Source organism: Rhizobacter sp. P2_D12, assembly GCF_056404395.1.
Genome location: NZ_JBFUEB010000104.1, coordinates 1 through 21,737, shown reverse-complemented (window position 1 = coordinate 21,737; position 21,737 = coordinate 1). Strand labels below are relative to the sequence as shown.

The 21,737-nt window shown below is 68.8% G+C and carries 22 protein-coding genes; 10 read left to right on the top strand and 12 right to left on the bottom strand.

Translation table 11 applies throughout. The features are described 5' to 3' along the window. The 6 genes from mobB to AC1DYN_RS25985 all read right to left on the bottom strand — a co-directional run. The coding region (gene mobB / locus AC1DYN_RS26010) for a molybdopterin-guanine dinucleotide biosynthesis protein B (RefSeq protein ID WP_477964500.1) at nt 1-310 on the bottom strand (310 nt) is incomplete at its 3' end. After that, nucleotides 307-1,713, bottom strand: a complete 1,407-nt coding sequence (thrC, locus tag AC1DYN_RS26005) for a threonine synthase (RefSeq protein ID WP_477964498.1) — start codon at nt 1,711-1,713, stop codon at nt 307-309. The genes thrC and mobB, both read right to left, overlap by 4 nt. After that, nucleotides 1,710-3,092: a homoserine dehydrogenase gene (locus AC1DYN_RS26000; protein ID WP_477964496.1), complete on the bottom strand. Its 1,383-nt coding sequence runs from the start codon at nt 3,090-3,092 to the stop codon at nt 1,710-1,712. Before AC1DYN_RS26000 ends, thrC begins: the two co-directional genes overlap by 4 nt. 14 nt (nt 3,093-3,106) lie before the next feature. Continuing rightward, entirely contained in the window at nt 3,107-4,333 is a 1,227-nt protein-coding gene (locus AC1DYN_RS25995; protein ID WP_477964494.1) for a pyridoxal phosphate-dependent aminotransferase, read from the bottom strand. A 113-nt stretch (nt 4,334-4,446) separates the two neighbouring features. Next, nucleotides 4,447-6,645 (bottom strand): hypothetical protein, encoded by a 2,199-nt coding sequence (locus tag AC1DYN_RS25990; RefSeq protein WP_477964492.1) that lies wholly within the window; start codon nt 6,643-6,645, stop codon nt 4,447-4,449. Nucleotides 6,646-6,659: 14 nt separating this feature from the next. After that, nucleotides 6,660-7,130 carry a CesT family type III secretion system chaperone gene (locus AC1DYN_RS25985; protein ID WP_477964491.1) on the bottom strand — a complete coding sequence of 157 codons (471 nt, stop codon included), beginning with the start codon at nt 7,128-7,130 and terminating at the stop codon, nt 6,660-6,662. A gap of 161 nt (nt 7,131-7,291) precedes the next feature. On the opposite strand from AC1DYN_RS25985, the gene AC1DYN_RS25980 reads away from it, so the two are divergent. The 3 genes from AC1DYN_RS25980 (at nt 7,292) to AC1DYN_RS25970 (ending at nt 10,076) form a co-directional block, all read left to right on the top strand. Continuing rightward, nucleotides 7,292-7,666 (top strand): Mth938-like domain-containing protein, encoded by a 375-nt coding sequence (locus tag AC1DYN_RS25980; RefSeq protein WP_477964489.1) that lies wholly within the window; start codon nt 7,292-7,294, stop codon nt 7,664-7,666. 79 nt (nt 7,667-7,745) lie between these two features. Further along, nucleotides 7,746-8,219 (top strand): peroxiredoxin, encoded by a 474-nt coding sequence (locus AC1DYN_RS25975; protein WP_477964487.1) that lies wholly within the window; start codon nt 7,746-7,748, stop codon nt 8,217-8,219. 195 nt (nt 8,220-8,414) lie between these two features. Further along, entirely contained in the window at nt 8,415-10,076 is a 1,662-nt protein-coding gene (locus AC1DYN_RS25970; protein ID WP_477964485.1) for a PhoH family protein, read from the top strand. Here the strand turns inward: AC1DYN_RS25970 and AC1DYN_RS25965 are convergent, their stop codons facing one another. Continuing rightward, nucleotides 10,077-12,035: a propionate--CoA ligase gene (locus AC1DYN_RS25965; RefSeq protein ID WP_477964502.1), complete on the bottom strand. Its 1,959-nt coding sequence runs from the start codon at nt 12,033-12,035 to the stop codon at nt 10,077-10,079. Between the two features lie 192 nt (nt 12,036-12,227). Between AC1DYN_RS25965 and AC1DYN_RS25960 the strand changes: the two genes are divergently transcribed. From AC1DYN_RS25960 to moeA, 5 genes are read left to right on the top strand one after another with little or no spacing between them, the layout of a single operon-like run. After that, on the top strand, nt 12,228-12,893 hold the full coding sequence (locus AC1DYN_RS25960; RefSeq protein ID WP_477964483.1) for a C40 family peptidase: 666 nt from the start codon (nt 12,228-12,230) through the stop codon (nt 12,891-12,893). Between the two features lie 54 nt (nt 12,894-12,947). Next, a complete protein-coding gene (gene moaA / locus AC1DYN_RS25955; protein WP_477964481.1) occupies nt 12,948-14,069 on the top strand; it encodes a GTP 3',8-cyclase MoaA in 1,122 nt (373 codons plus the stop codon). Next, the gene (mobA, locus tag AC1DYN_RS25950; RefSeq protein WP_477964479.1) at nt 14,066-14,677 is read left to right on the top strand and encodes a molybdenum cofactor guanylyltransferase MobA; all 612 of its coding nucleotides are present in this window, start codon (nt 14,066-14,068) and stop codon (nt 14,675-14,677) included. The genes moaA and mobA overlap by 4 nt, the downstream gene beginning before the upstream one ends. Next, nucleotides 14,640-15,200: a GNAT family N-acetyltransferase gene (locus AC1DYN_RS25945; RefSeq protein WP_477964477.1), complete on the top strand. Its 561-nt coding sequence runs from the start codon at nt 14,640-14,642 to the stop codon at nt 15,198-15,200. Before mobA ends, AC1DYN_RS25945 begins: the two co-directional genes overlap by 38 nt. 14 nt (nt 15,201-15,214) lie before the next feature. Then, a complete protein-coding gene (moeA, locus tag AC1DYN_RS25940; RefSeq protein ID WP_477964475.1) occupies nt 15,215-16,492 on the top strand; it encodes a molybdopterin molybdotransferase MoeA in 1,278 nt (425 codons plus the stop codon). Here the strand turns inward: moeA and rnhA are convergent. Both rnhA and AC1DYN_RS25930 read right to left on the bottom strand, forming a co-directional pair. Beyond that, entirely contained in the window at nt 16,485-16,955 is a 471-nt protein-coding gene (gene rnhA, locus AC1DYN_RS25935; RefSeq protein ID WP_477964473.1) for a ribonuclease HI, read from the bottom strand. The two genes, moeA and rnhA, sit on opposite strands and share 8 nt — an antisense overlap. After that, complete coding sequence (locus AC1DYN_RS25930) at nt 16,952-17,788, bottom strand: class I SAM-dependent methyltransferase (RefSeq protein ID WP_477964471.1); 837 nt, start codon at nt 17,786-17,788, stop codon at nt 16,952-16,954. Before AC1DYN_RS25930 ends, rnhA begins: the two co-directional genes overlap by 4 nt. On the opposite strand from AC1DYN_RS25930, the gene gloB reads away from it, so the two are divergent. After that, nucleotides 17,787-18,560: a hydroxyacylglutathione hydrolase gene (gene gloB, locus AC1DYN_RS25925; RefSeq protein WP_477964469.1), complete on the top strand. Its 774-nt coding sequence runs from the start codon at nt 17,787-17,789 to the stop codon at nt 18,558-18,560. The two genes, AC1DYN_RS25930 and gloB, sit on opposite strands and share 2 nt — an antisense overlap. Continuing rightward, nucleotides 18,557-20,122: a transglycosylase SLT domain-containing protein gene (locus AC1DYN_RS25920; RefSeq protein ID WP_477964467.1), complete on the top strand. Its 1,566-nt coding sequence runs from the start codon at nt 18,557-18,559 to the stop codon at nt 20,120-20,122. The genes gloB and AC1DYN_RS25920 overlap by 4 nt, the downstream gene beginning before the upstream one ends. A gap of 38 nt (nt 20,123-20,160) precedes the next feature. On the opposite strand, the gene recR is transcribed toward AC1DYN_RS25920, so the two are convergent. The 3 genes from recR to AC1DYN_RS25905 all read right to left on the bottom strand — a co-directional run. Continuing rightward, nucleotides 20,161-20,748, bottom strand: a complete 588-nt coding sequence (gene recR / locus AC1DYN_RS25915; protein WP_477964465.1) for a recombination mediator RecR — start codon at nt 20,746-20,748, stop codon at nt 20,161-20,163. A 3-nt stretch (nt 20,749-20,751) separates the two neighbouring features. Then, nucleotides 20,752-21,078, bottom strand: coding sequence for a YbaB/EbfC family nucleoid-associated protein (locus tag AC1DYN_RS25910; protein WP_477964463.1), 327 nt, complete (start codon nt 21,076-21,078; stop codon nt 20,752-20,754). 19 nt (nt 21,079-21,097) lie between these two features. Further along, the coding region (locus tag AC1DYN_RS25905; protein WP_477964461.1) for a DNA polymerase III subunit gamma/tau C-terminal domain-containing protein at nt 21,098-21,737 on the bottom strand (640 nt) is incomplete at its 5' end.

Below are 21,737 nucleotides of genomic sequence, written 5' to 3'. Positions count from 1 at the left end.
GCTTGAAGCCCTCGACCAGCACSCAGTCGCAGTCGACCAGCTCGGCGATCAGCTGGTGCACCGTCGGCTCGGCCAGCTGCTCGTACTCGCGGATCTTGGCGAGGCGCCGGTCGGAGGCGATCACGATCTCGAAGGCGCCCGCCTGGCGGTGCCGGTACGAATCCTTGCCCGGCTGGTCGATGTCGAAATCGTGGTGCGCGTGCTTGACCACCGACACGCGCAGCCCGGCCGCGCGCAGCTGCGGGATCAGCTGCTCCAGCAGCGTGGTCTTGCCGGCGCCCGAATAGCCGCTGAAACCGATGACCTTCACGATGGTTCGGCGATGAAGCGCTTCACCGCCTCGGCGTCGACCGGCATCACCTGGAAGCGCTTGGGCAGCGCCTCGATGCCTTCCAGGCCGGCGGGACGGCCGGGCTCGCGACCCAGCGCCTCGACGATGGTCTCGGCGAACTTGGCCGGCAGCGCGGTCTCGAGCACGATCATCGGCACCGCCGGGTCGAGGTGTTCGAGCGCCACCTTCAGCCCGTCGGCGGTGTGGGTGTCGATCATCGTGCCGAAGCGTTCGAAGGCGAGCCGGATGGTCGCGATGCGGTCGGCGTGCGTGCTGTGGCCCGACACGAAACCGTGGCCGGCGATGCGCTTGAACTCGTCGGGCGTGATCGAGAAGCGGCCCTGCTGCTCGAGCGCCGTCTTGAACAGCGACAGCGTGCGGGCGCCGTCGCGGCCCAGCAGGTCGAACACGAAGCGCTCGAAGTTCGAGGCCTTGGAGATGTCCATCGACGGGCTCGAGGTCTCGAAGGTCTCGCTGCCCGAGCGCACGCGGTAGGTGCCGCTGCGGAAGAACTCGTCGAGCACCCGGTTCTCGTTGGTGGCCAGCACCAGCTGCCGGATCGGCAGGCCCATCGAGCGTGCGACGTGGCCGGCGCAGATGTTGCCGAAGTTGCCGGACGGCACCGCGAAGCTGACCTGTTCGGCACCCTCCCGGGTCGCCTGGAAATAGCCGGCGAAGTAGTACACCACCTGCGCCAGCAGCCGCGCCCAGTTGATCGAGTTGACCGTGCCGATCTTGTGGCGGCGCTTGAACGGCAGGTCGTTGGAGACCGCCTTGACGATGTCCTGGCAGTCGTCGAACACGCCCTCGATCGCGATGTTGTGGATGTTCGGGTCCTGCAGGCTGAACATCTGCGCCTGCTGGAACGGGCTCATGCGACCGTGCGGGCTGAGCATGAAGACGTTGACGCCCTTCTTCCCGCGCATCGCGTACTCGGCCGCGCTGCCGGTGTCGCCCGAGGTGGCGCCGAGGATGTTCAGCGTCTCGCCGCGGCGGCCCAGTTCGTACTCGAACAGGTTGCCCAGCAGCTGCATCGCCATGTCCTTGAAGGCGAGCGTCGGGCCGTTCGACAGGCCCTCGAGGTACAGGCCGGGGCGCAGCGCCGTCAGCGGCACGATCTGCTCGGTGCCGAACACCGCCTTCGTGTACGTCTTCGCGGTCAGCGCGCGCAGGTCGTCGGCCGGGATGTCGTCGATGTAGAGCGACAGGATCTCGAAGGCCAGCGCGTGGTACGGCAGCTCGCGCCAGCGCGAGAGCGTGGCCGCGTCGACCTGCGGGTAGTGCGTGGGCAGGTACAGGCCGCCGTCGGGGGCCAGGCCTTCGAGCAGGATGTCGGAGAAGCCGCGCTGCGTTTGATCTCCGCGGGTGCTGATGTACTTCACGACAGCTCTTCCTTGCGGATGCGCACGATCGGTGCCAGCACCGTGGCCAGCGCCTGCATCTGCGCCAGCGCCTTGTTCATCTCGCCCTCGACGGTGTCGTGGGTCAGGATGATGACGTCGGTGTGGGCCTCGCCCTCGGCCGATTCGCGCTGCAGCAGCGCGTCGATCGAGATGCCGTGCTCGGCCAGGATGCCGGTGATGCGCGCCAGCACGCCAGCCTGGTCGGCCACCTGCAGCCGCAGGTAGAACGAGGTGACGACCTGCTCCATGCCGAGGATGGGCGTGTCGGCCAGCTGGTTCGGCTGGAAGGCCAGGTGCGGCACGCGGTGGTCGGGGTCGGCGGTGTGCAGCCGGGTGATGTCGACCAGGTCGGCCACCACCGCCGACGCGGTGGGCTCGGAGCCGGCGCCCTTGCCGTACGACAGCGTCGTGCCGACCGCATCGCCGTGCACGACGACGGCGTTCATCGCGCCTTCGACGTTGGCGATCAGCCGCTTGGCCGGCACCAGCGTCGGGTGCACGCGCAGCTCGATGCCGCCGTGGCCGCCCAGGTCGTCGCGCCGCTTCGTGATGCCCAGCAGCTTGATGCGGTAGCCCAGCTGCTCGGCATAGGTGATGTCGGCCGCCTGCAGCTTCGTGATGCCCTCGACGTAGGCGCGCGCGAACTGCACCGGGATGCCGAAGGCGATCGCGCTCATGATGGTCAGCTTGTGGGCCGCGTCGACGCCTTCGATGTCGAAGGTCGGGTCGGCCTCGGCATAGCCCAGGCGCTGGGCTTCCTTCAGCACGACGTCGAAGTCGAGGCCCTTGTCGCGCATCTCGGACAGGATGAAATTGGTGGTGCCGTTGATGATGCCGGCGATCCATTCGATGCGGTTGGCCGACAGGCCCTCGCGCAGCGACTTGATGATCGGGATGCCGCCGGCCACCGCGGCCTCGAAGGCCACCATCACGCCCTTGGCATGGGCAGCCGCGAAGATCTCGGTGCCGTGCACCGCGAGCAGCGCCTTGTTGGCCGTGACCACGTGCTTGCCGGCGGCGATGGCTTCCATCACCAGCGTCTTGGCGACGTCGTAGCCGCCGATCAGCTCGACCACGATGTCGATCGCCGGGTTGGCGATGACCTCGCGCGCATCGGCCACCACGCGGGCGCTGTCGCCGACGATGCCCTTCGCGCGTTCGACATTGCGCGCCGCCACCATCGTGATCTGGATGCTGCGGCCGGCACGACGCCGAATTTCCTCCTGGTTGCGCTGCAACACATTGAAGGTACCGCTCCCGACGGTACCGAGGCCGAGCAAGCCGACTTGGATGGGTTTGGTTTCGGCATCACGTCGCTGCGCGACATGAGCCTCCACCGCAACACTGCGTGTTGTCATGGTGAGTAGCCGAGTTAGTGAGAGTGACGCTTGCGGTAGTGATCGAGGAAGCGCGCGATGCGGCCGATGGCATCGGCCAGGTCGTCCGAATTGGGCAGGAAGACCAGCCGGAAGTGATCGGGGTGCAGCCAGTTGAAGCCGGTGCCCTGCACGATCAGCACCTTCTCGTCGGCCAGCAGGTCGTAGGCGAACTGCTGGTCGTCGGCGATCGGGTACAGCTTGGGGTCCAGGCGCGGGAACATGTACAGCGCCGCCTTCGGCTTGACGCAGCTGACGCCGGGGATCTGCGTGAGCAGCGAGTGCGCCAGGTCGCGCTGGCGGCACAGCCGGCCGCCGGGGGCGACCAGGTCCTTGATGCTCTGGTAGCCGCCGAGCGCGGTCTGGATCGCCAGTTGCCCCGGCGTGTTCGAGCACAGCCGCATCGACGCCAGCATGTTCAGCCCCTCGATGTAGTCGCGCGCATGGCGCTTCTCGCCGGAGACGACCATCCAGCCGGCGCGGTAGCCGCAGGAGCGGTAGTTCTTGCTCAGGCCATTGAAGGTGACGAACAGCACGTCGGTCGCGAGCGACGCGATGCTGGTGTGGGTGTTGCCGTCGTACAGCGTCTTGTCGTAGATCTCGTCGGCGAAGACGATCAGCTGGTGCTGGCGGGCGACGTCGACGATCTCGCGCAGCAGGCTGTCGGGGTACAGCGCGCCGGTCGGGTTGTTCGGGTTGATGACGACGATGGCCTTGGTGTTCGGCGTGATCTTGGCCTTGATGTCGGCGATGTCGGGGTACCAGTCGCTCTGCTCGTCGCAGACGTAGTGCACCGCGGTGCCGCCGGACAGCGCGACCGAGGCGGTCCACAGCGGGTAGTCGGGCGCGGGCACCAGCACCTCGTCGCCGTCGTTGAGCAGCGCGTTCATGCTCATCGCGATGAGCTCGGACGCGCCGTTGCCGAGGTAGACGTCGTCGACGGTGACACCGGCGACGTTCTTCTCCTGCGTGTAGTGCACGACCGCCTTGCGCGGCGCGAACAAGCCCTTCGAATCGGTGTAGCCGGCCGAATGCGGCAGGTTGCGGATCATGTCCTGCACGATCTCGTCCGGCGGCTCGAGGCCGAACACCGCCAGGTTGCCGATGTTCAGCTTGATGATCTTCTGGCCCTCTTCCTCCATCTGCCGGGCCTTCTCGAGCACGGGCCCGCGGATGTCGTAGCAGACGCTGGCGAGCTTGCTGGACTTGGCGATGGGTTTCAACGGGGGCTCCGAGGCGGGGGCGGGAGGCAAATTTTCGCACACGCCTGTACGCCAACGACCGCGGCAGGCCATGCCGGCGCCTCAGGTGGTTGGCCGCAGAGGACGGCCTCCGGCTAGACCGGCGTGTCGTACAGCCCCTGCTCAAGGGCACTTTCCATGAGCTTCAGYACCCGGACCGTCTGGGCCCCTCTTTCCCACGGACGGCGAGGCGACGCCACGAAGCTCCCGAGTCCGCGCGGTATTGGCGTGCCGTGAGGGTCCTTCAAGTAGGCGCCCCAGTTGCCGCGACGCGCGCCGACCACGCCGTTCATCACTGCCCCGACGAACTCCATCACCTTCGCCATGCTTTCGGAGCCCAATTCCCGGGCCATCCAGGCCAGGGAGGCTGGAACATCCGAGGCGGTTCGCTGGGTCCACCACCGCGTCGATGTTCCGAGCTCGATGTCGTGCAAGGTGGCCATGCAGTCCTGGAACGGCCCCTTCTGTTCACTGTAGACGGCCGTCACGTAGGGGGCGAGTTGCGGATCGAGGCCGAAGGCCTCGGGGAACCGTGCCACCAGCAGCATCGCCACCGCCGGGATCACCGCGTCGAGCGCCTCCGTCAAGGCGCCACCCAGCGGGTTGGCCAAGTCAACCCCCAGCAATGCCCTTGCGTAGCACAGCGCCTTGTCGAACGCCGCATGCAAGGACGGCAACGCATACTTCAACCCGAAGTTGAAGCCAACGGATGCGCCCACGTACTTGGAGTCGCGCAAGAGGTAGAGGCGAAAGACATCGTTGTCGCTCAGCTTGTGGATCTCCCCGTTGGGCAACTTGTAGACCAAGGTGATCGGCGACGTCGCAGGACTCTGCAACGCCCGTTGGGCAGCCTCACGTCCCAATCGCGCCAGATCGCCGGTCAGGAAGAGCTGCAGCGGCGCGAGGGCCCAACTGGCTGCGTACGCAACCAGCGTGCCGTCCACGGGCAAGTGGTACTCGCAATCGGTCGTGTTGGCCCCCACTGTCGCGTTGGCCTGCGTCAAGCCGGCTCCATCGGCGCTGCCATGGATGGCGACACCGAAGAGAAAGAACGCCGGTGGCACCAAGAGTGTCGATGCCAGCGTGAAAGCCTTGATGAAGCGTACCGATCGCAACTCAGGCGGTTTTCGCAGCGGCATGAACGTCGGCCGATGCGGCATCTCGGATCGCTGCCTGTTGCGCAACCTGGCGTCGAAGTAGAACTCGTTGAACAACGCCAGCACCGATGTCATCCCATAGAGGACGATGGCTGGCGTCGTGGCGTCGCCACCTGCTTCGAACAACGCCTGGACGAGCTGAGTCGTTGCCACTGCGCCCGCTGCGCGCCCGGCCAGATAAGGCCCACCCTCCTGGGCCATGGCGAGAAGCAACCTGAACCCGAGCGGCAGGTACTCACCCCAGCTGGTCGCCGGAGGAACCACAGGCAAGGCCGGGAACGCCGACGGCGTGGCCTCCGCGCCGGGCTCTTCGGAGGACGTGTCGCTTTCCGTCGCCGGGTAGAGTTTCTGCAGGACGCCCTGCATCCTGACCTTGCTCAGCAGAGCGCCGAGCACCTTCAACTCGGGTTGATCGCCGGTATCGCCGTTGAGCTGACAGGTCACCAACTGTCTTTGCACCCACTGCGCCAGGGCCGCAACGCCGGCATCTCGATGTGCTGCCACGATTCGCTGGAGCAGAGGCTCCAGTTGTTTGAACTCGCCGCGTTTCGCATGGCGCGTTGCCAGCTTCATCAACTGGCGAGTTTCCGCTTCGGTGCAGGGCCAGTCACCGCTGTCACCCTGGACCGTCGCGGCGGCAACGGCGTACACCCTGTCGACGTTCTCCGCCGCATCGCCGGCATCAATGATGGTTTGAAGATGCGCGCGCGCATGCTGCGCGAGGTCGTAGCTGTCCCCTCCGGCATGCTCGAGCCCGGTCACCGCTCGATCCAGCGCCAGCAGGAATGGCTCGACGGCATCCACGCCGAACTCTTCCTTGGCCAGGACCGATTCGACATAGTGTCGTGCCAGATCGTCCACGGCGACGCCGGCATGCGCCTCCAGCAACAACTCGATGGCACGGTGAATCGCCACGCACGACTTCTCGCGAGCAACCCGTGCCCGCACGCGCACCTCAGGATCGACGAGCTGGCCCGCGGCGTTCTCCAACGCGCTGGATGCCCTCTGCGTATCGGACGCAGCGTCCACCCCGCCCGACTGCAGCGCATGCTCGACGTCGACCTGGACATCCTGGGCCAACGGCGGCAACTCCTGGGCACCTTGCCAGCCGAGACGACGCCAAATGAGGGCTCGCATGCGAGATGTGATCCTCAGGCCTTGCGAAGCAGCGCATCCGACCCGGCAATGATCGAGCACGGCGACTCGTCATTCCACTGCGATGCTTGCCAATGCCGCGCCCGTTCCGCACTGGCCCGCAGCGCCGCTGCGAGTGATGCTGCGGTGACCTGCCAGCGGGGCGCATCGAAAAGGTAGACCACCTGGTCCGATGCCGGGTCGATGCCGAGCCTTGCCGATTGCGCACTGGCCGCCAGCACGAAATTGACCTCCAGCAGACGGATCAATGCCTCCCTGGCGCATTCCGACGGCACGGTGCCGAGACAGCAAAGGACCCGGATCGCGTCTCCCACCGCTTCGACGGCGAACGCGACGCCCTCCACGTCCACGGCGCATCGATGCGGGTCCTGGTCGAGGGGCCCGCCGAGCGATTGCACACCTGGCAACGCCAGCAAGGCCGCGGTGAGCGCGCAGAACGAGCCCGCAGGCTCCGGCGTGTGGTTCACGATGTTTCCTCGATCTTTCCAGCCTCGCGCCACGTCATCGCGGCCCGCGGGTTGGCACTGAGTGGTCATCGAGGGCCCAATGTCCCATCGCTTTTTTCGATCCCCCCATCGTGACAAGATATGGCGCCCACGGAACCACAATTCGCCTGATCGACACGCCCATGAAACTCCAACCCGACCGCATCGAAGGCGTCAACGCCATCTCCGGCCTGATCCCGGGGGCGGTGTCCGTCAATGGCGTCGTGCACCGCCAGAGCATCATGGTGCCGTGGCAGGGCGAGGTCGTCGAATGGAAAGTCGAGCGCTTCGAGGACCTCAGCGCCGAGCATTTCAGCGCGATCGCGCAGCTGTCGCCCGAGCTGGTGATCTTCGGCAGCGGCAACCGGTTGCGCTTTCCGCCGGCGGCGCTGATGCGCCCGCTGATCGAACGCCGCATCGGCATGGAAACCATGGACACCGGCGCCGCCTGCCGCACCTACAACGTGCTGGTTTCCGAAGGACGCCGCGCGGTGCTCGCGCTGCTGCTCGAAGGCTGATGGCCATTGGGGGAGCAATAGCCGTGGCCTTATAATCTACGGCTACGCCTTCCGGGGCGCCACTCCCCCAGAATTCTTCATGACGCCAGCCCTCAACAAACCCCTCCCGGAATTTGAAGCGCTCGCAACCGGTGGCGTGAAGTTCACGCCCGCCGCCTTCGCGGGGCAGATCGTCGTCCTCTATTTCTACCCGAAGGACAACACGCCCGGTTGTACCACTGAGGCCATGCAGTTCCGCGATCGGCACAAGGATTTCGTCAAGGCCGGTGCGGTGGTTTTTGGTGTTTCGCGCGACAACATGAGCTCGCACGACAAGTTCAAGCAGAACCTCGAGCTGCCCTTCGAGCTGATCGCCGACACCGAAGAAAAGCTCTGCCACATGTTCGGCGTCGTCAAGAACAAGATCATGTACGGCAAGAAGGTCAAGGGCATCGAGCGCAGCACCTTCCTGATCGACGGCGCCGGCGTGCTGCGCGCCGAGTGGCGCGGCATCAAGGTCGCCGGCCACGTCGACGAGGTGCTGAAGGCCGTCAAGGGGCTCAAGAAGGCCTGAACCCCCGACGCGCACATATCTGGCAAAGCCGCCGAAATACCACGCCGGCGTCAGTCATGTTGAGGTGACACCGGGGATGTGCATAATGGGTTCATGCCTGTGAGTTGTGAATCCAGACTGCCAGCCAACAAGCCGCTCGGGTGACCGCGCGGCTTTTTTGCTTCTTGATTTCCCAAAGCCACCTGAAACACACACATGCCACTGCCCAAGCCGCCTGCCAAACGTGCCGCCCTCCTGACCCCCGCCGACTACGAATCCCAGGCCGCTCCCAAACCAGGCAAACGGACGCAGAAACAGCGCAGCGAAGAACCGGCCTCGCCGGCCGTGCTCGACCTGCTGGAAACACCGCATGAGGCCGCGCCGGTGGCCGTCGCGAAGGCTGTCGCCCCGGTGGCCCCGCCCGCCGTCGCGCGCCGCAGCGCCCCCGAACCCAAGCCGCGCAAGCCGCGCGGCACCGGCCCGGCCAAGCTCTTCGTGCTCGACACCAACGTGCTGATGCACGACCCGACCTGCCTGTTCCGCTTCGAGGAACATGACGTCTACCTCCCGATGATCACGCTGGAGGAGCTGGACGACCACAAGAAGGGCATGTCGGAAGTGGCGCGCAACGCACGCCAGGTCAGCCGCGACCTCGACGCCCTGGCAGGCAGCCTGTCCGAGCAGCCGGGCCGCGACATGGCCGAAGGCCTGTCGCTGGCCGCCACCGGCCACCGCGAAGCCGGCGGCAAGCTGTTCTTCCAGACCACGCTGGTCAACGTGACGCTGCCCCAGGGCCTGCCGCAAGGCAAGGCCGACAACCAGATCCTGGGCGTGGTGCAGGCGCTGCGCGACCAGCAGCAGGGCCGCGAGGTGGTGCTGGTGTCCAAGGACATCAACATGCGCATCAAGGCGCGGGCACTGGGCCTGGCCGCCGAGGACTACACCAACGACAAGACGCTGGACGACGGCGACCTGCTCTACACCGGCGTGCTGGCGCTGCCCAACGACTTCTGGGACCGCCATGGCAAGACCATGGAAAGCTGGAACCAGGGTGGCCTCACCTACTACCGCATCAGCGGCCCGATGGTGCCGGCGCTGCTGGTGAACCAGTTCGTCTACCTCGAGGCTCCCGGCGCCGCGCCGCTGTACGCCAAGGTCACCGAGATCACCGGCAAGACCGCCGTGCTGCGCACGCTGCGCGAGTACACCCACCAGAAGAACGCGGTGTGGGGCGTGACGGCGCGCAACCGCGAGCAGAACTTCGCGCTCAACCTGCTGATGGACCCGGAGTGCGACTTCATCACGCTGACCGGCACGGCAGGCACCGGCAAGACCCTGATGACGCTGGCCGCCGGGCTGTCGCAGGTGATGGACGACCGGCGCTACACCGAGATCATCGTCACGCGCGTCACCGTGCCGGTGGGTGAAGACATCGGTTTCCTGCCGGGCACCGAGGAAGAGAAGATGTCGCCGTGGATGGGTGCGCTGGACGACAACCTCGAGGTGCTGTCCAAGACCGACGGCGCGGCCGGCGAATGGGGCCGCGCGGCCACCAACGACCTGGTGCGCAGCAAGATCAAGATCAAGAGCCTGAACTTCATGCGCGGGCGCACCTTCCTGAACAAGTTCGTCATCATCGACGAGGCGCAGAACCTGACGCCCAAGCAGATGAAGACGCTGATCACGCGCGCCGGGCCGGGCACCAAGATCGTCTGCCTGGGCAACCTGGCGCAGATCGACACGCCCTACCTGACCGAGGGCAGCTCGGGGCTGACGTTCGCGGTCGACCGGTTCAAGGGCTGGCCGCATTCGGGGCATGTCACCCTGGCCCGCGGCGAGCGTTCCCGGCTCGCCGACTTCGCGTCCGAGGTGCTGTAGTCACGAGAGGCGGTCGCGGATCTGCTGCAGCGCAGTCGGATCCTCGATCGTCGTCAGATCGCCAGGGTCGCGGTGCTCGCAAACCGCCTGGATGGCACGGCGCAGCAGCTTGCCGGAGCGCGTCTTCGGCAAGGCGTTGACGAAGTGCACGCGTGACGGCCGGGCGATCGCGCCCAGGCCCTGCTCCACCGTCTTCATCACCTCGCCTTCCAGCCGCAGGCGCGACGCGTCGTCGCCCGCCTGCCCCGCGTCGCGCAGCACGACGAAGGCCATCGCCGCCTGCCCCTTCAGCGCATCGGCCACGCCCACCACCGCCACCTCGGCCACGGCCGGGTGGCCCGAGATGCTCTCCTCGATCTCGCGCGTGCCCAGCCGGTGGCCGGCCACGTTGATCACGTCGTCGGTGCGGCCGAGGATGAAGAAGAAGCCGTCCGCGTCGCGCACGCCCCAGTCGAAGGTGCTGTAGACCATCCGGCCGGGGATCGTCTTCCAGTAGGTCTCGACGAAGCGCGCGTCGTCGCGCCACACCGTCTGCATGCAGCCCGGCGGCAGCGGGCCTTCGATGACCAGCACGCCCTTCTCGTTCGGTCGCACCAGTTCCTCGCCGCTGGCCTCGTCGACCAGCTTCACGTCGTAGCCGTACATCGCGACGCCCGGGCTGCCGAACTTGCCGGCCGCCGGCTCGACGCCGTTGGCGATGCTCAGGATCGGCCAACCGGTCTCCGTCTGCCAGTAGTTGTCGATCACCGGCTTGCCCAAGGCCTCGGCGATCCAGTGCGCCGTCGGTTCGTCCAGCGGTTCGCCGGCCAGGAACAGGGCGCGCAGGCTGGACAGGTCGTGCTTGCGCAGGTTCGCAGGATCGTGCTTCTTCAGCACCCGCACCGCGGTCGGCGAGCTGAACATCACGCTGACGCGGTACTTCTCGACCAGGCTCCACCAGATGGCCGCGTCCGGGCGGATCGGCAGGCCCTCGTACATCAGCGTCGCCATGCCGGCGATCAGCGGCCCGTAGACGATGTAGCTGTGGCCGACCACCCAGCCGATGTCGCTGGTGCAGAAGTAGGTTTCGCCGGCCTGCCCCTGGTAGATGTGCCGCATGCTGGCGGCCAGCGCCACCGCGTAGCCGCCGGTGTCGCGCTGCACGCCCTTGGGCCGGCCGGTGGTGCCGCTGGTGTAGAGGGTGTAGCTCGGGTCGGTGGACTGCACCCAGGTGCAGGGCACGACCGCATCGAAATGCGCCGCGCGCAGCGCGCTGTACGACGCGTCGCGGCCGTCCTGCATCTGCAGGCTCGCCAGGCCGCGGTCGATCATCAGCACCCGCGGCACCGGGTGCGCGGCCAGGCGCATGGCCTCGTCGAGCAGCGGCTTGTACGCCACCACCTTGCCGCCGCGGCTGCCGGCGTCGGCACTGACGATCAGCACCGGCTGCGCATCGTCGATGCGGCTGGCCAGGCTGACGCTCGCAAAACCGCCGAACACCACCGAATGGATCGCGCCGATGCGCGCGCAGGCCAGCATCGCGAACGCCGCCTCCGGGATCATCGGCAGGTAGATCAGCACGCGGTCGCCCTGCTTCACCCCCAGCGACAGCAGAATGGCCGCCATGCGCTGCACCTCGGCATGCAGTGCGCGGAAGCTGTAGCGGCGCTCCTCGCCGGTCTCGCTGGAGACGTAGATCAGCGCGTCCTGGTCGGCGCGCGCGGCCAGGTGGCGGTCGACCGCGTTGTGGCACAGGTTGGTCCGCCCGTCGACGAACCAGCGCGCGAACGGCGGGTGGCTGTAGTCGCAGACCTGCTCGAACGGCCGCTCCCAGTCGATCAGCCGGGCCTGTTCGGTCCAGAACCCGTCGCGGTCGCTCAGCGAGCGGGCGTGGAAGTCGCTGTAGGTCTGCATTCGGGGAGTCTCCTGGCGGCGTTGGCTGTTGCCTCCTCTTACACCACAGAAACACCTCGGAAACAACCCGGGAGAAACCAAGAAGAAGCCTCAAAAGAACGTGCTAAGTGCCGGTTTTCAAAGGACTTTCAGCGTTGACGCACGACAAGGTCTGCCGTTATGCTGCGCGCCATGTTGAGGTATGCCAAGTCGTCCGTCGTCCGCTGTGCACTGGCAACCGCCGTGCTTGCCTGCGGCCCCGCGCTGGCAGCCCCCGAGATGCCGACGCCCACCGGCTCGCTCTCTGCCCTCTCCACCGCCCCGTCGGATCCAGTCGCGAGGCTGCTGGCCGACAAGGGCCTGATCGACCCGGCCGGCGCAGCCGCCACGCCGGCCGCGGCGCCGCCCGCCGAGCCGGCGCCCGGCACCTTCACGCAGCAGGTCCGCGAAACCGCGTCCGACATGGTGCTGACGGCGATGAACTTCCTGGGCGTGCCCTACCGCCGCGGCGGCACCGACGCCGATTCGGGCTTCGACTGCAGCGGCTTCACGCGCCACATCTTCGAAAGCAGCCTGGGCCTCGTGCTGCCCCGGCGCGCCGACGAGCAGGCCCGCGCCAAGGGCCTGCTGGCCGTCAAGCGCGACGACCTGAAGCCCGGCGACCTGGTGTTCTTCAACACGCTGCGCCGCACCTTCTCGCACGTCGGCATCTACATCGGCGAAGGCAAGTTCATCCACGCGCCCAAGCCGGGCGGCGAGGTGCGCGTCGAGGACATGCGCTTCGCCTACTGGGCCAAGCGCTTCACCGGCGCACGCCGGGCCGCGCAGCCGGGCGAAGAAGCGACGGCCGAGGCCATCGCCGAGCCGGCAGCGGCCGCGCCCGCCGCGAAGAAGGCCTCGCACAAGACGCGCCGCAAGCCGGCGCCGGCCGCCGTCAAGTCCTGACCCGGCAATCGCCCTGATCCCATCCGACAGCGACCGGACGGGCACAATCCGCGCATGGCCGAGAAAGTCATCCCGCTCGCAGACCACCGCTACGCGTCCAGCGTGCCGATCGTGCCCGTGCGCGCGGCGGCACCGAACGGCCTGTTGAGCGACACGCTCGGCCGCCCGTTGCACGACCTGCGCATCTCGGTCACCGACCGATGCAACTTCCGCTGCAGCTACTGCATGCCGAAGGACGTCTTCGACAAGGACTACACCTTCCTGCCGCACAGCTCGCTGCTGAGCTTCGAGGAGATCGCGCGCCTGGCCACGCAGTTCGTCGCGCACGGCGTGCGCAAGATCCGCCTGACCGGCGGCGAGCCGCTGCTGCGCAAGAACCTCGAACGCCTGGTCGAGATGCTGGCGCGGCTGCGCACGCCCGACGGCACGCCGCTCGACCTGACGCTCACCACCAACGGCTCGGTGCTCGCACGCAAGGCGCAGGCGCTGAAGGATGCCGGCCTGCAGCGCGTCACGGTGAGCCTGGATGCGCTGGACGACACGGTGTTCCGGCGCATGAACGACGCCGACTTCCCGGTCGCCGAGGTGCTGGCCGGCATCGATGCGGCGCAGCGCGTGGGCCTGGGCCCGATCAAGGTCAACATGGTGGTCAAGCGCGGCACCAACGACGAGCAGATCCTGCCGATGGCGCGCCACTTCCGCCACACGCCGGCCGTGCTGCGCTTCATCGAGTACATGGACGTCGGTGCCACCAACGGCTGGCGCATGGACGAGGTGCTGCCGTCGGCCGAGGTGGTCGAGCGCATCGGCCGCGAGTTCGAACTCGTGCCGCTGGCCGCGCAGCAAAGCGGCGAGACCGCGCAGCGCTGGCGCTATGCCGACGGCGGCGGCGAGATCGGCGTGATTTCCAGCGTCACGCAGGCGTTCTGCCGCGACTGCAACCGCGCCCGGCTGTCGACCGAGGGCAAGCTCTACCTGTGCCTGTTCGCGCACCGCGGCCACGACCTGCGCGCCCTGCTGCGCAACGGGCGCAGCGACGAGGAGATCGCCGCGGCGATCGGGCTGGTCTGGAACCAGCGCACCGACCGCTATTCCGAGCTGCGCAGCCAGGCGCAACCCGCCGCACCGGGGCAAGCTGCCGAGCGGCGCGTCGAGATGCACTACATCGGCGGATGAACCCGGCGCTGGTCACCGGCCTGGTCCTCGCGGGCGGCCAAGGCCGCCGGATGGGAGGGCTGGACAAGGGACTGCAGCGCTACGGCGACACCACGCTGGCCCGGCATGCGCTGCAGCGGCTCGCGCCGCAGGTGGGCCGCACGATGCTCAGCGCCAACCGCCACCTGGCCGACTATGCGGCCCTCGGCGTGCCGGTGTGGCCCGACGCCCTGCCCGGCCTGCCGGACTATTCCGGGCCGCTGGCCGGCTTCCTGGCCGGCCTGGACCATTGCAAGACCCCGTGGCTCGCCACCGTGCCCTGCGACACGCCGCATTTCCCGGTCGACCTGGTGGCGCGCCTGGCCGATGCGCTGGAAGCGGCCGGCGCCGAATTGGCGGTCGCGGCGACCCGCGACGGTGATAGCCTCCGGCTGCAGCCCACCTTCTGCCTGATGCACGCCGGCGTGAAGGACAGCCTGCGGCAGTACCTGCAGTCCGGCGAACGCCGCATCTCGACATGGACCGCCCAGCGGCACCGCGTCGAGGTGGTGTTCGACGAACCCGACGCCTTTGCCAATGCGAACACGCTCGATGACCTCGACCGCCTCCGACCACCCCGTCGCCCCTGACCTGCTGGTGATCCGCGCCCTCGGGCTGGCCGACCTGCCGGCCTACAAGGCCTTGCGCGACGAGATGCTGCACGCCTGCCCCGACGCCTTCACGTCCGACGCCGCCACCGAATCGCGCAAGCCGGCCGACGTGTACGCGCCGCGCCTGGGCCCCGGCCCGGCCGGCAGCGGCCAGTTCACGCTCGGCGCCTGGGCCGATGGCCAGCTGCTGGGCGCCATCAGCTGCGAGCGCGAGAACCGCACCAAGGTGCGCCACATCGGCCACATCATCGGCATGATGGTGCGCGAGCGTGCCTCGGGCCGCGGCGTCGGCCGCGCGCTGCTCGACGCCTGCATCGAGCAGGCGCGTGCCGCCGACGGCATCGAGCTGCTGACGCTGTCGGTCACGTCGACCAACCGGCGCGCGGTGCGGCTGTATGCCGGGGCCGGTTTCGAGCGCTACGGCACGCTGAAGCACGCGCTCAAGCTCGAGGGCCAGTACCATGACAAGGACCTGATGTCGCTGGCCTTGCCCGCGCGCTGAACCCCTTCGCTCCCATGCCCACCTTGAACGAACTGGCCCGCGGGCTGGAAGGCTACGACGCCGACGACCTGCCGGTCGACGTGGCGCGCGCCTTCATCGCCCGCATGCTGCCGCGCGTGCAGGCGGTCGAGCACCTGTCGCTGCGCGCCAGCCTCGACCGCGTGCTGGCCCAGGACATCGTGTCGACGCTGGACGTGCCGGCGCACGACAACTCGGCGATGGACGGCTATGCGCTGCGCGGCGACGAACTGCGTGCCGACGCGGCCGCCAGCTTCATCGTCGCCGGCACCGGCCTTGCGGGCCAGGCGCTGCGCCACGAGGCGCCGGCCGGCCACTGCGTGCGCATCATGACCGGCGCGGTGATGCCGCCCGGCCTCGACACCGTGGTGCCGCAAGAATTCGTGCAGGTCGACGGCGACCGCATCACCGTGCCGGCCGGGTCGGTGAAGCCGGGCGCCAACAAGCGGCTCGCGGGCGAAGACCTGGCGCTCGGCAGCATCGCGCTGCAGGCCGGGCGCCGGCTGCGTCCGGCCGACCTGGGGCTGCTGGCCTCGCTGGGGCGCGGCGAGGTGCCGGTGCGGCGCCGCCTGCGGGTGGCCTTCTTCTCGACCGGCAACGAGCTGCGCTCGGTCGGCGAGCCGCTGGATGCCGGCTGCGTCTACGACAGCAACCGCTACACGCTGTGGGGCATGCTGCGCCGGCTCGATGTCGAGGTGCTCGACCTGGGCATCGTGCGCGACGACCCGGCCGCGCTCGAGGCCTCGCTGCGCCGTGCGGCCGAGAACGCCGACGTGGTCATCACGTCGGGCGGCGTCAGCGTCGGCGAGGCCGATCACACGCGCACCGTGGTGTCGCGGCTGGGCGAGGTGCTGTTCTGGCGCGTCGCGATGCGGCCCGGCCGCCCGATGGCGCTGGGCCGGCTGGCGAGCCGGGGGCGCGAGGCGGTGCTGTTCGGGCTGCCGGGCAACCCGGTGGCGGTGATGGTGGCGTTCTACACCTTCGTGCGCGACGCGCTGCTGGCGATGTCGGGCGCGAAGGCCGAGCCGCTGCCGATGCTGCAGGCCGCCTGCACCACGACGATCCGCAAGCGGCCGGGGCGCACCGAGTACCAGCGCGGCATCGTGTCGCGCGATGCCGGCGGCGCATGGCAGGTGGCGATCACCGGGTCGCAGGGCTCGGGGGTGTTGCGCAGCATGAGCGAGGCGAACGGGCTCGTCGTGTTGCCGCATGCGCAGGGCGACGTGGCGGCCGGGACCGTGGTCGAGGTATTGCCGTTCGACGGCCTTACCTGACGCTCTCGACGCCCTTGTTGGCGAGCTGATCTGCCCGCTCATTCCCGGGGTCGCCCGCATGCCCCTTCACCCAGCGCCACTCCACGTGGTGCATGTTGCGCAAGCCATCCAGCCGCTGCCACAGCTCGGCGTTCTTCACCGGCTTCTTGTCGGCCGTCTTCCAGCCGCGCGTCTTCCAGCCGTGGATCCACTCGGTGATGCCCTTGCGCACGTACTCGCTGTCGGTGTAGATCAGCACGTCGCAGGTGCGCTTGAGCGAGGCCAGCGCCTCGATCACCGCCGTCAGCTCCATGCGGTTGTTGGTGGTCTGGCGCTCGCCGCCGAACATCTCTTTCTCGTGCTCGCCGGTGCGCAGCCACGCGCCCCAGCCGCCGGGGCCCGGGTTGCCCTTGCAGGCGCCGTCGGTGTAGATGGTGACCTGCGGTCGCTTGACCAGGGGGGCTGCGGTGATGTCGCTCGTCATGAAGGGTCGCTGGAGGAATGGATGCGGTGGCTGACCGCCGCGGTGGCCGGGCTGGCCGACACGCGCTGCTGGCGCACCAGGCCCACCAGGCGCATGCCGCGCACGCGCTTGACGGCCACCAGCGAATACACGCTGCCGAGCACCGGCCACCAGCGCTCGCCGATGCGTTCGGTCCACTCGTAGCGCGACAGCCACGCGTCGGTCTTGAGGGGTGGACGATAACAGCCGAAACGCCCGCCCTGCACCTCGAAGCTGAGCAGGCGCAGCCAGTCGCGCAGCCGCCAGTAGCCGAGGAACTCGCCGGCACTCGGCAGGAACAGCGGCGCATGGCGCCTGATGCCGATGTAGCGCAGCAGCCGACCGAGGCGCTGGCGCAGGCCCCACAGGCTGGTCGGGTTGAAGCCGATGATGACGACGCGGCCCTCGGGCATCAGCACGCGGTCGACCTCGCCCAGCGCCAGGTGCGGGTCGCGCGACAGCTCCAGCGTGTGCGGCATCACCACCAGGTCCAGGCTCTGCGTGTCGAAGGGCAGCGCATCGAAATCGCAGCGCAGCACGACGGCCACTCGCGCCGGCCCGGGCTTGTCCGACGGAACTTCGGCCGCCGGATCGGCCTCCACCACCTCCCCTTGCGCGTCGAGGGCGATCCAGCGGTGCGGCATGCGGTTGGCCCGCAGGCCCTCGAGTTCCGGCAGCCCCAGTTGCACGGCGTGGAAGCCGAACACGTCGGCCACGGCGCGGTCCAGCTGGGCCTGCTCCCAGGCCAGCAGGTAGCGGCCCGGGGGGGTCTTCAGCCACTGGGCCAAACCTATAATCCCGCCGACTTGTGTCATGAAACTGCTTGCCCTGCCAGCCTTCGCCGATAACTACATCTGGATGCTTCACGATGGCCGGCAGGCACTCGTCGTCGATCCGGGGGAATCGGCACCGGTGGAGCAAGCGCTGGACGCCCAGGGCCTGAGGCTGTCGGCGATTCTAGTGACCCATCACCATGGCGACCACGTCGGCGGCATCGATGCCCTGAGGCCGCGGCTGCAGGGCCCCGTCCACGGCCCGGCGCGCGAGCAGATCCCGCAGCCCTGCACCCCGCTGCGCGACGGCGAATCGATCGAGTGGAACGGCCTGCGCTTCGACGTGATCGACGTGCCGGGCCACACCGCCGGGCACATCGCCTACTTCCACGCGGCGGGCGACGCCGAGGCCCCCCTGCTGTTCTGCGGCGACACGCTGTTCTCCGGCGGCTGCGGCCGGCTGTTCGAGGGCACGCCGGCGCAGATGCACCGCTCGCTGTCGCGCCTGGCGGAACTGCCGGGCGACACGCGCGTGTGCTGTGCGCACGAATACACGCTATCCAACCTGAAGTTCGCGCGCGCCGTGGAGCCGGGCAACCGCGACCTGCGAGACTACAGTGTGCGCTGCGAGGCGCTGCGTGCCGAGGGCCGGGCGACGCTGCCCAGCTCGATCGGCCTGGAGCGCCGCATCAATCCTTTCATGCGCTGTGCGCAACCCGAGGTGGCCGCGGCTGCCGCCACCCATGGCGCCCGGCGCGACGACGAAGTCGACGTGCTGGCCGCACTCCGCCAATGGAAGAACGAGTTCCGATGATCCTCCCGAAGTACCTGTTGCGACGCACCTGCGGCCTGGGCCTGCTGGCCCTGGTGAGCGTGCTGGCTGCCTGTGCGACCGTCGACGCCGGCGCTCCCGCGGTGGCGTCTGCCGCGTCGGCACCCGCCGATGCGGCGAGCGCACCGATGGCGGCGGCCTCGGCAGCCTCCGCACCCGAAGCCACCGCGGTCGCCGAGGGCCCGGCCGTGGCCGCGCCGATCGACCCGTTGCGTCCGGAGGAGAAGGTCGACCTGAACGCGCCTACCGCCACCATCGACCTGTGGTCGCGCGTGCGCCACGGCTATGCGATGCCCGACCTCGACACCGAGCTGGTGCGCTCGGCCGAGCGCTGGTATGCATCGCGGCCCGACTACGTGCAGCGCATGACCGAGCGCGGCAGCCGCTACCTGTTCCACATCGTCGAGGAGGTCGAGCGCCGCGGCATGCCGACCGAGCTGGCGCTGCTGCCCTTCGTCGAGAGCGCGTTCAACCCGCAGGCGGTGTCGTCGGCCAAGGCCTCGGGCATGTGGCAGTTCATGCCGGCCACCGGCAGCACCTTCTCGCTGAAGCAGAACGTGTTCCGCGACGACCGGCGCTCGGTGCTCGACTCGACCCGTGCCGCGCTCGACTACCTCGGCCGCCTGCACGACATGTTCGGCGACTGGCACCTGGCGCTCGCGGCCTACAACTGGGGCGAAGGCAACGTGCAGCGGGCGATCGCGCGCAACCGGCGCGCCGGCAAGCCGACCGACTACCTGAGCCTGCGCATGCCGAACGAGACGGCGTACTACGTGCCCAAGCTGCAGGCGGTGAAGAACATCGTGCTGCACCCCGAGACCTACCTGCTGGCGCTGCCGTCGCTGGACAACCACCCGTACTTCCTCAGCGTGCCGATCGAGCGCGACATCGACGTGGCGCTGGCGGTGCGGCTGGCCGGCGTGTCGCACGACGAGTTCATGACGCTGAACCCGCAGATGAACCGGCCGGTGATCCTGGCCGCCGGCACGCCCCAGCTGCTGCTGCCCTACGACAACGCGAGCCAGTTCGTGCGCAACATCGGCGATCACCGTGGGCCGCTGGCCACGTGGACGGCCTGGGTGGCGCCGCGCACGCTGCGCGCGGCCGATGCGGCCAAGCTGGTCGGCATGGACGAAGGCGACCTGCGCGAGGTCAACAACATCCCGCCGCGCATGCTGGTGAAGGCCGGCTCGACGCTGCTGGTGCCGCGCGCCGAGAGCCGCACGACGGACGTCTCGGAGCACCTGGCCGACAACGCGACGATGTCGCTGCTGTCCGAGACGCCGCCGCTGCGCCGGGTGGCGCTGAAGGCCGGCAAGCGCGACAGCGTGGCCACGGTGGCCCGGCGCTACCGCGTGAGCGCCGCGCAGGTAGCGCTGTGGAACAAGACGCACGCTGCGGCCGAGTTCAAGCCGGGGCAGACGATCTACGTGTTCGTGGCCAACAAGACGACGGCGCGCAAGCCGGCCGTGCGCACGGCCGGGAAGGCGACGCGCGCGAAACACGTGGTGGCCAAGCGGCCTGTGCGCACCGCGAAGCGCTGACTCTCTCCCCGTTCACCCTGGACGGGAAATGATGATGGTCAGCGCCGCTCGCTCAACGCGTGGGCGATCGTGCCCAGGTCCACGTACTCGAGCTCGCTGCCGATCGGCACCCCGCGCGCCAGCCGCGTGACCCGCAGGTCGCGCGACTTCAGCGTCTCGCCGATGACATGCGCCGTGGCCTCGCCCTCGGCGGTGAAGTTGGTCGCGACGATCACCTCGTCGACCGTGCCATCGGTGGCCCGGTCGATCAGCTGTGCCAGCCCGATGTCGCGCGCCCCGACGCCATCGAGCGGGCTCAGCTTGCCCATCAGCACGAAATACAGCCCCTTGTAGCTGCCGGTGCGCTCGAGCGCCGCCTGGTCGGCCGGCGTCTCGACGACGCACAGCAGCCGCGCGTCGCGCCGGTCATCCGAGCAGGTGCTGCAGACCGCGCTTTCGGTGAAGGTGTGGCAGCGCTCGCAGTGGCGCACGTTGGCCACCGCCTGCTGCAGAGATGCGGCGATGCGCGCCGCGCCGTCGCGGTCGTGCTGCAGCAGGTGGAAGGCCATGCGCTGCGCGGACTTCTGCCCGACACCGGGCAGGCGCCGCAAGGCTTCGATCAGTCCGTCGAGCGCGGGTTCGGCCACGGGTCAGAAGGGGAACTTCATGCCGGGCGGCAGCGGCATGCCGGCCGTCAGCTTGCCCATCTTCTCGGCCGACACCTCGTCGGCACGGCGCGTCGCGTCGTTGAAGGCCGCGGCCACCAGGTCTTCGAGCATGTCCTTGTCGTCGGCCAGCAAGCTCGGGTCGATGGTGACGCGCTTGACCTCTTTCGCGCAGGTCATCGTGACCTTCACCAGCCCGGCGCCGGACTGGCCCTCGACCTCGATGTTGGCCAGTTCCGCCTGGGCCTTCTTCAGGTTCTCCTGCATCTGCTGCGCCTGCTTCATCATGCCGGCGAGTTGGTTCTTCATCATGGTGAGGGGTCCTCGGGTTTCAGTGGGGTTTGACCGAGCCGGGCACGATGCGGGCGGTCTTGAACTGCTGCATCAGCGCCTGCACCAGCGGGTCGTTGTGGATGATCTGCTCGGCCTCGGCCTGGCGGCGGGCCCGCTCGGCGGCGGCGCGCAACGCGGGCGAATCGGCCGCCACGCCGGGCTCGACGTCGATGCGCGCCGGCCGGCCCAGCAGCGCGGCCAGCGCCGCCTGCAGCTTGGTGCGCTGTACGTCGGCGCGCAAGGTCTCGCGTTCGACGCGCAGGCGCCACACGGCTTCGGCCCCCTGCTCGGCGATCGCGACGCACTGGCCTTGCAGCGCGAGTTCGCGCACCAGCGCGCCGATGCTGTTGGCCTGCACCATCTGCGTGACGACCTCGTTCCAGCGGTCGCCGAGCGGGGTGCGTTCGAACGCCGGCACGGCCGGCGCGGCCATCGGCACCGGGATGGCGGCAGGCGCCGGCATGTCGTCGGGCTCCGGCATCGGCTCGGAAGCCCCGGAAGGTTCGTCGTCGAAGGGTGCGTCGAGCCAGGGCGGCGGCTCGCTGTTGTTGTCGCGCGCGGTCTGCCGGACGACTGGTGCCGGCGGCGGTGGTGCCGGTGGCGGCGGGGCCGGCCGGGGCGCAGCCACCACCGCAGGC

Coding starts and splice junctions, on each gene's coding strand:
- AC1DYN_RS26000 (WP_477964496.1), bottom strand. CDS start 3,092: ATGACAACACGCAGTGTTGCGGTGGAGGCTCATGTCGCGCAGCGACGT.
- AC1DYN_RS25980 (WP_477964489.1), top strand. CDS start 7,292: ATGAAACTCCAACCCGACCGCATCGAAGGCGTCAACGCCATCTCCGGC.
- AC1DYN_RS25975 (WP_477964487.1), top strand. CDS start 7,746: ATGACGCCAGCCCTCAACAAACCCCTCCCGGAATTTGAAGCGCTCGCA.
- AC1DYN_RS25970 (WP_477964485.1), top strand. CDS start 8,415: ATGCCACTGCCCAAGCCGCCTGCCAAACGTGCCGCCCTCCTGACCCCC.
- AC1DYN_RS25960 (WP_477964483.1), top strand. CDS start 12,228: ATGCCGACGCCCACCGGCTCGCTCTCTGCCCTCTCCACCGCCCCGTCG.
- moaA (WP_477964481.1), top strand. CDS start 12,948: ATGGCCGAGAAAGTCATCCCGCTCGCAGACCACCGCTACGCGTCCAGC.
- mobA (WP_477964479.1), top strand. CDS start 14,066: ATGAACCCGGCGCTGGTCACCGGCCTGGTCCTCGCGGGCGGCCAAGGC.
- AC1DYN_RS25945 (WP_477964477.1), top strand. CDS start 14,640: ATGACCTCGACCGCCTCCGACCACCCCGTCGCCCCTGACCTGCTGGTG.
- moeA (WP_477964475.1), top strand. CDS start 15,215: ATGCCCACCTTGAACGAACTGGCCCGCGGGCTGGAAGGCTACGACGCC.
- rnhA (WP_477964473.1), bottom strand. CDS start 16,955: ATGACGAGCGACATCACCGCAGCCCCCCTGGTCAAGCGACCGCAGGTC.
- gloB (WP_477964469.1), top strand. CDS start 17,787: ATGAAACTGCTTGCCCTGCCAGCCTTCGCCGATAACTACATCTGGATG.
- AC1DYN_RS25930 (WP_477964471.1), bottom strand. CDS start 17,788: ATGACACAAGTCGGCGGGATTATAGGTTTGGCCCAGTGGCTGAAGACC.
- AC1DYN_RS25920 (WP_477964467.1), top strand. CDS start 18,557: ATGATCCTCCCGAAGTACCTGTTGCGACGCACCTGCGGCCTGGGCCTG.
- AC1DYN_RS25910 (WP_477964463.1), bottom strand. CDS start 21,078: ATGATGAAGAACCAACTCGCCGGCATGATGAAGCAGGCGCAGCAGATG.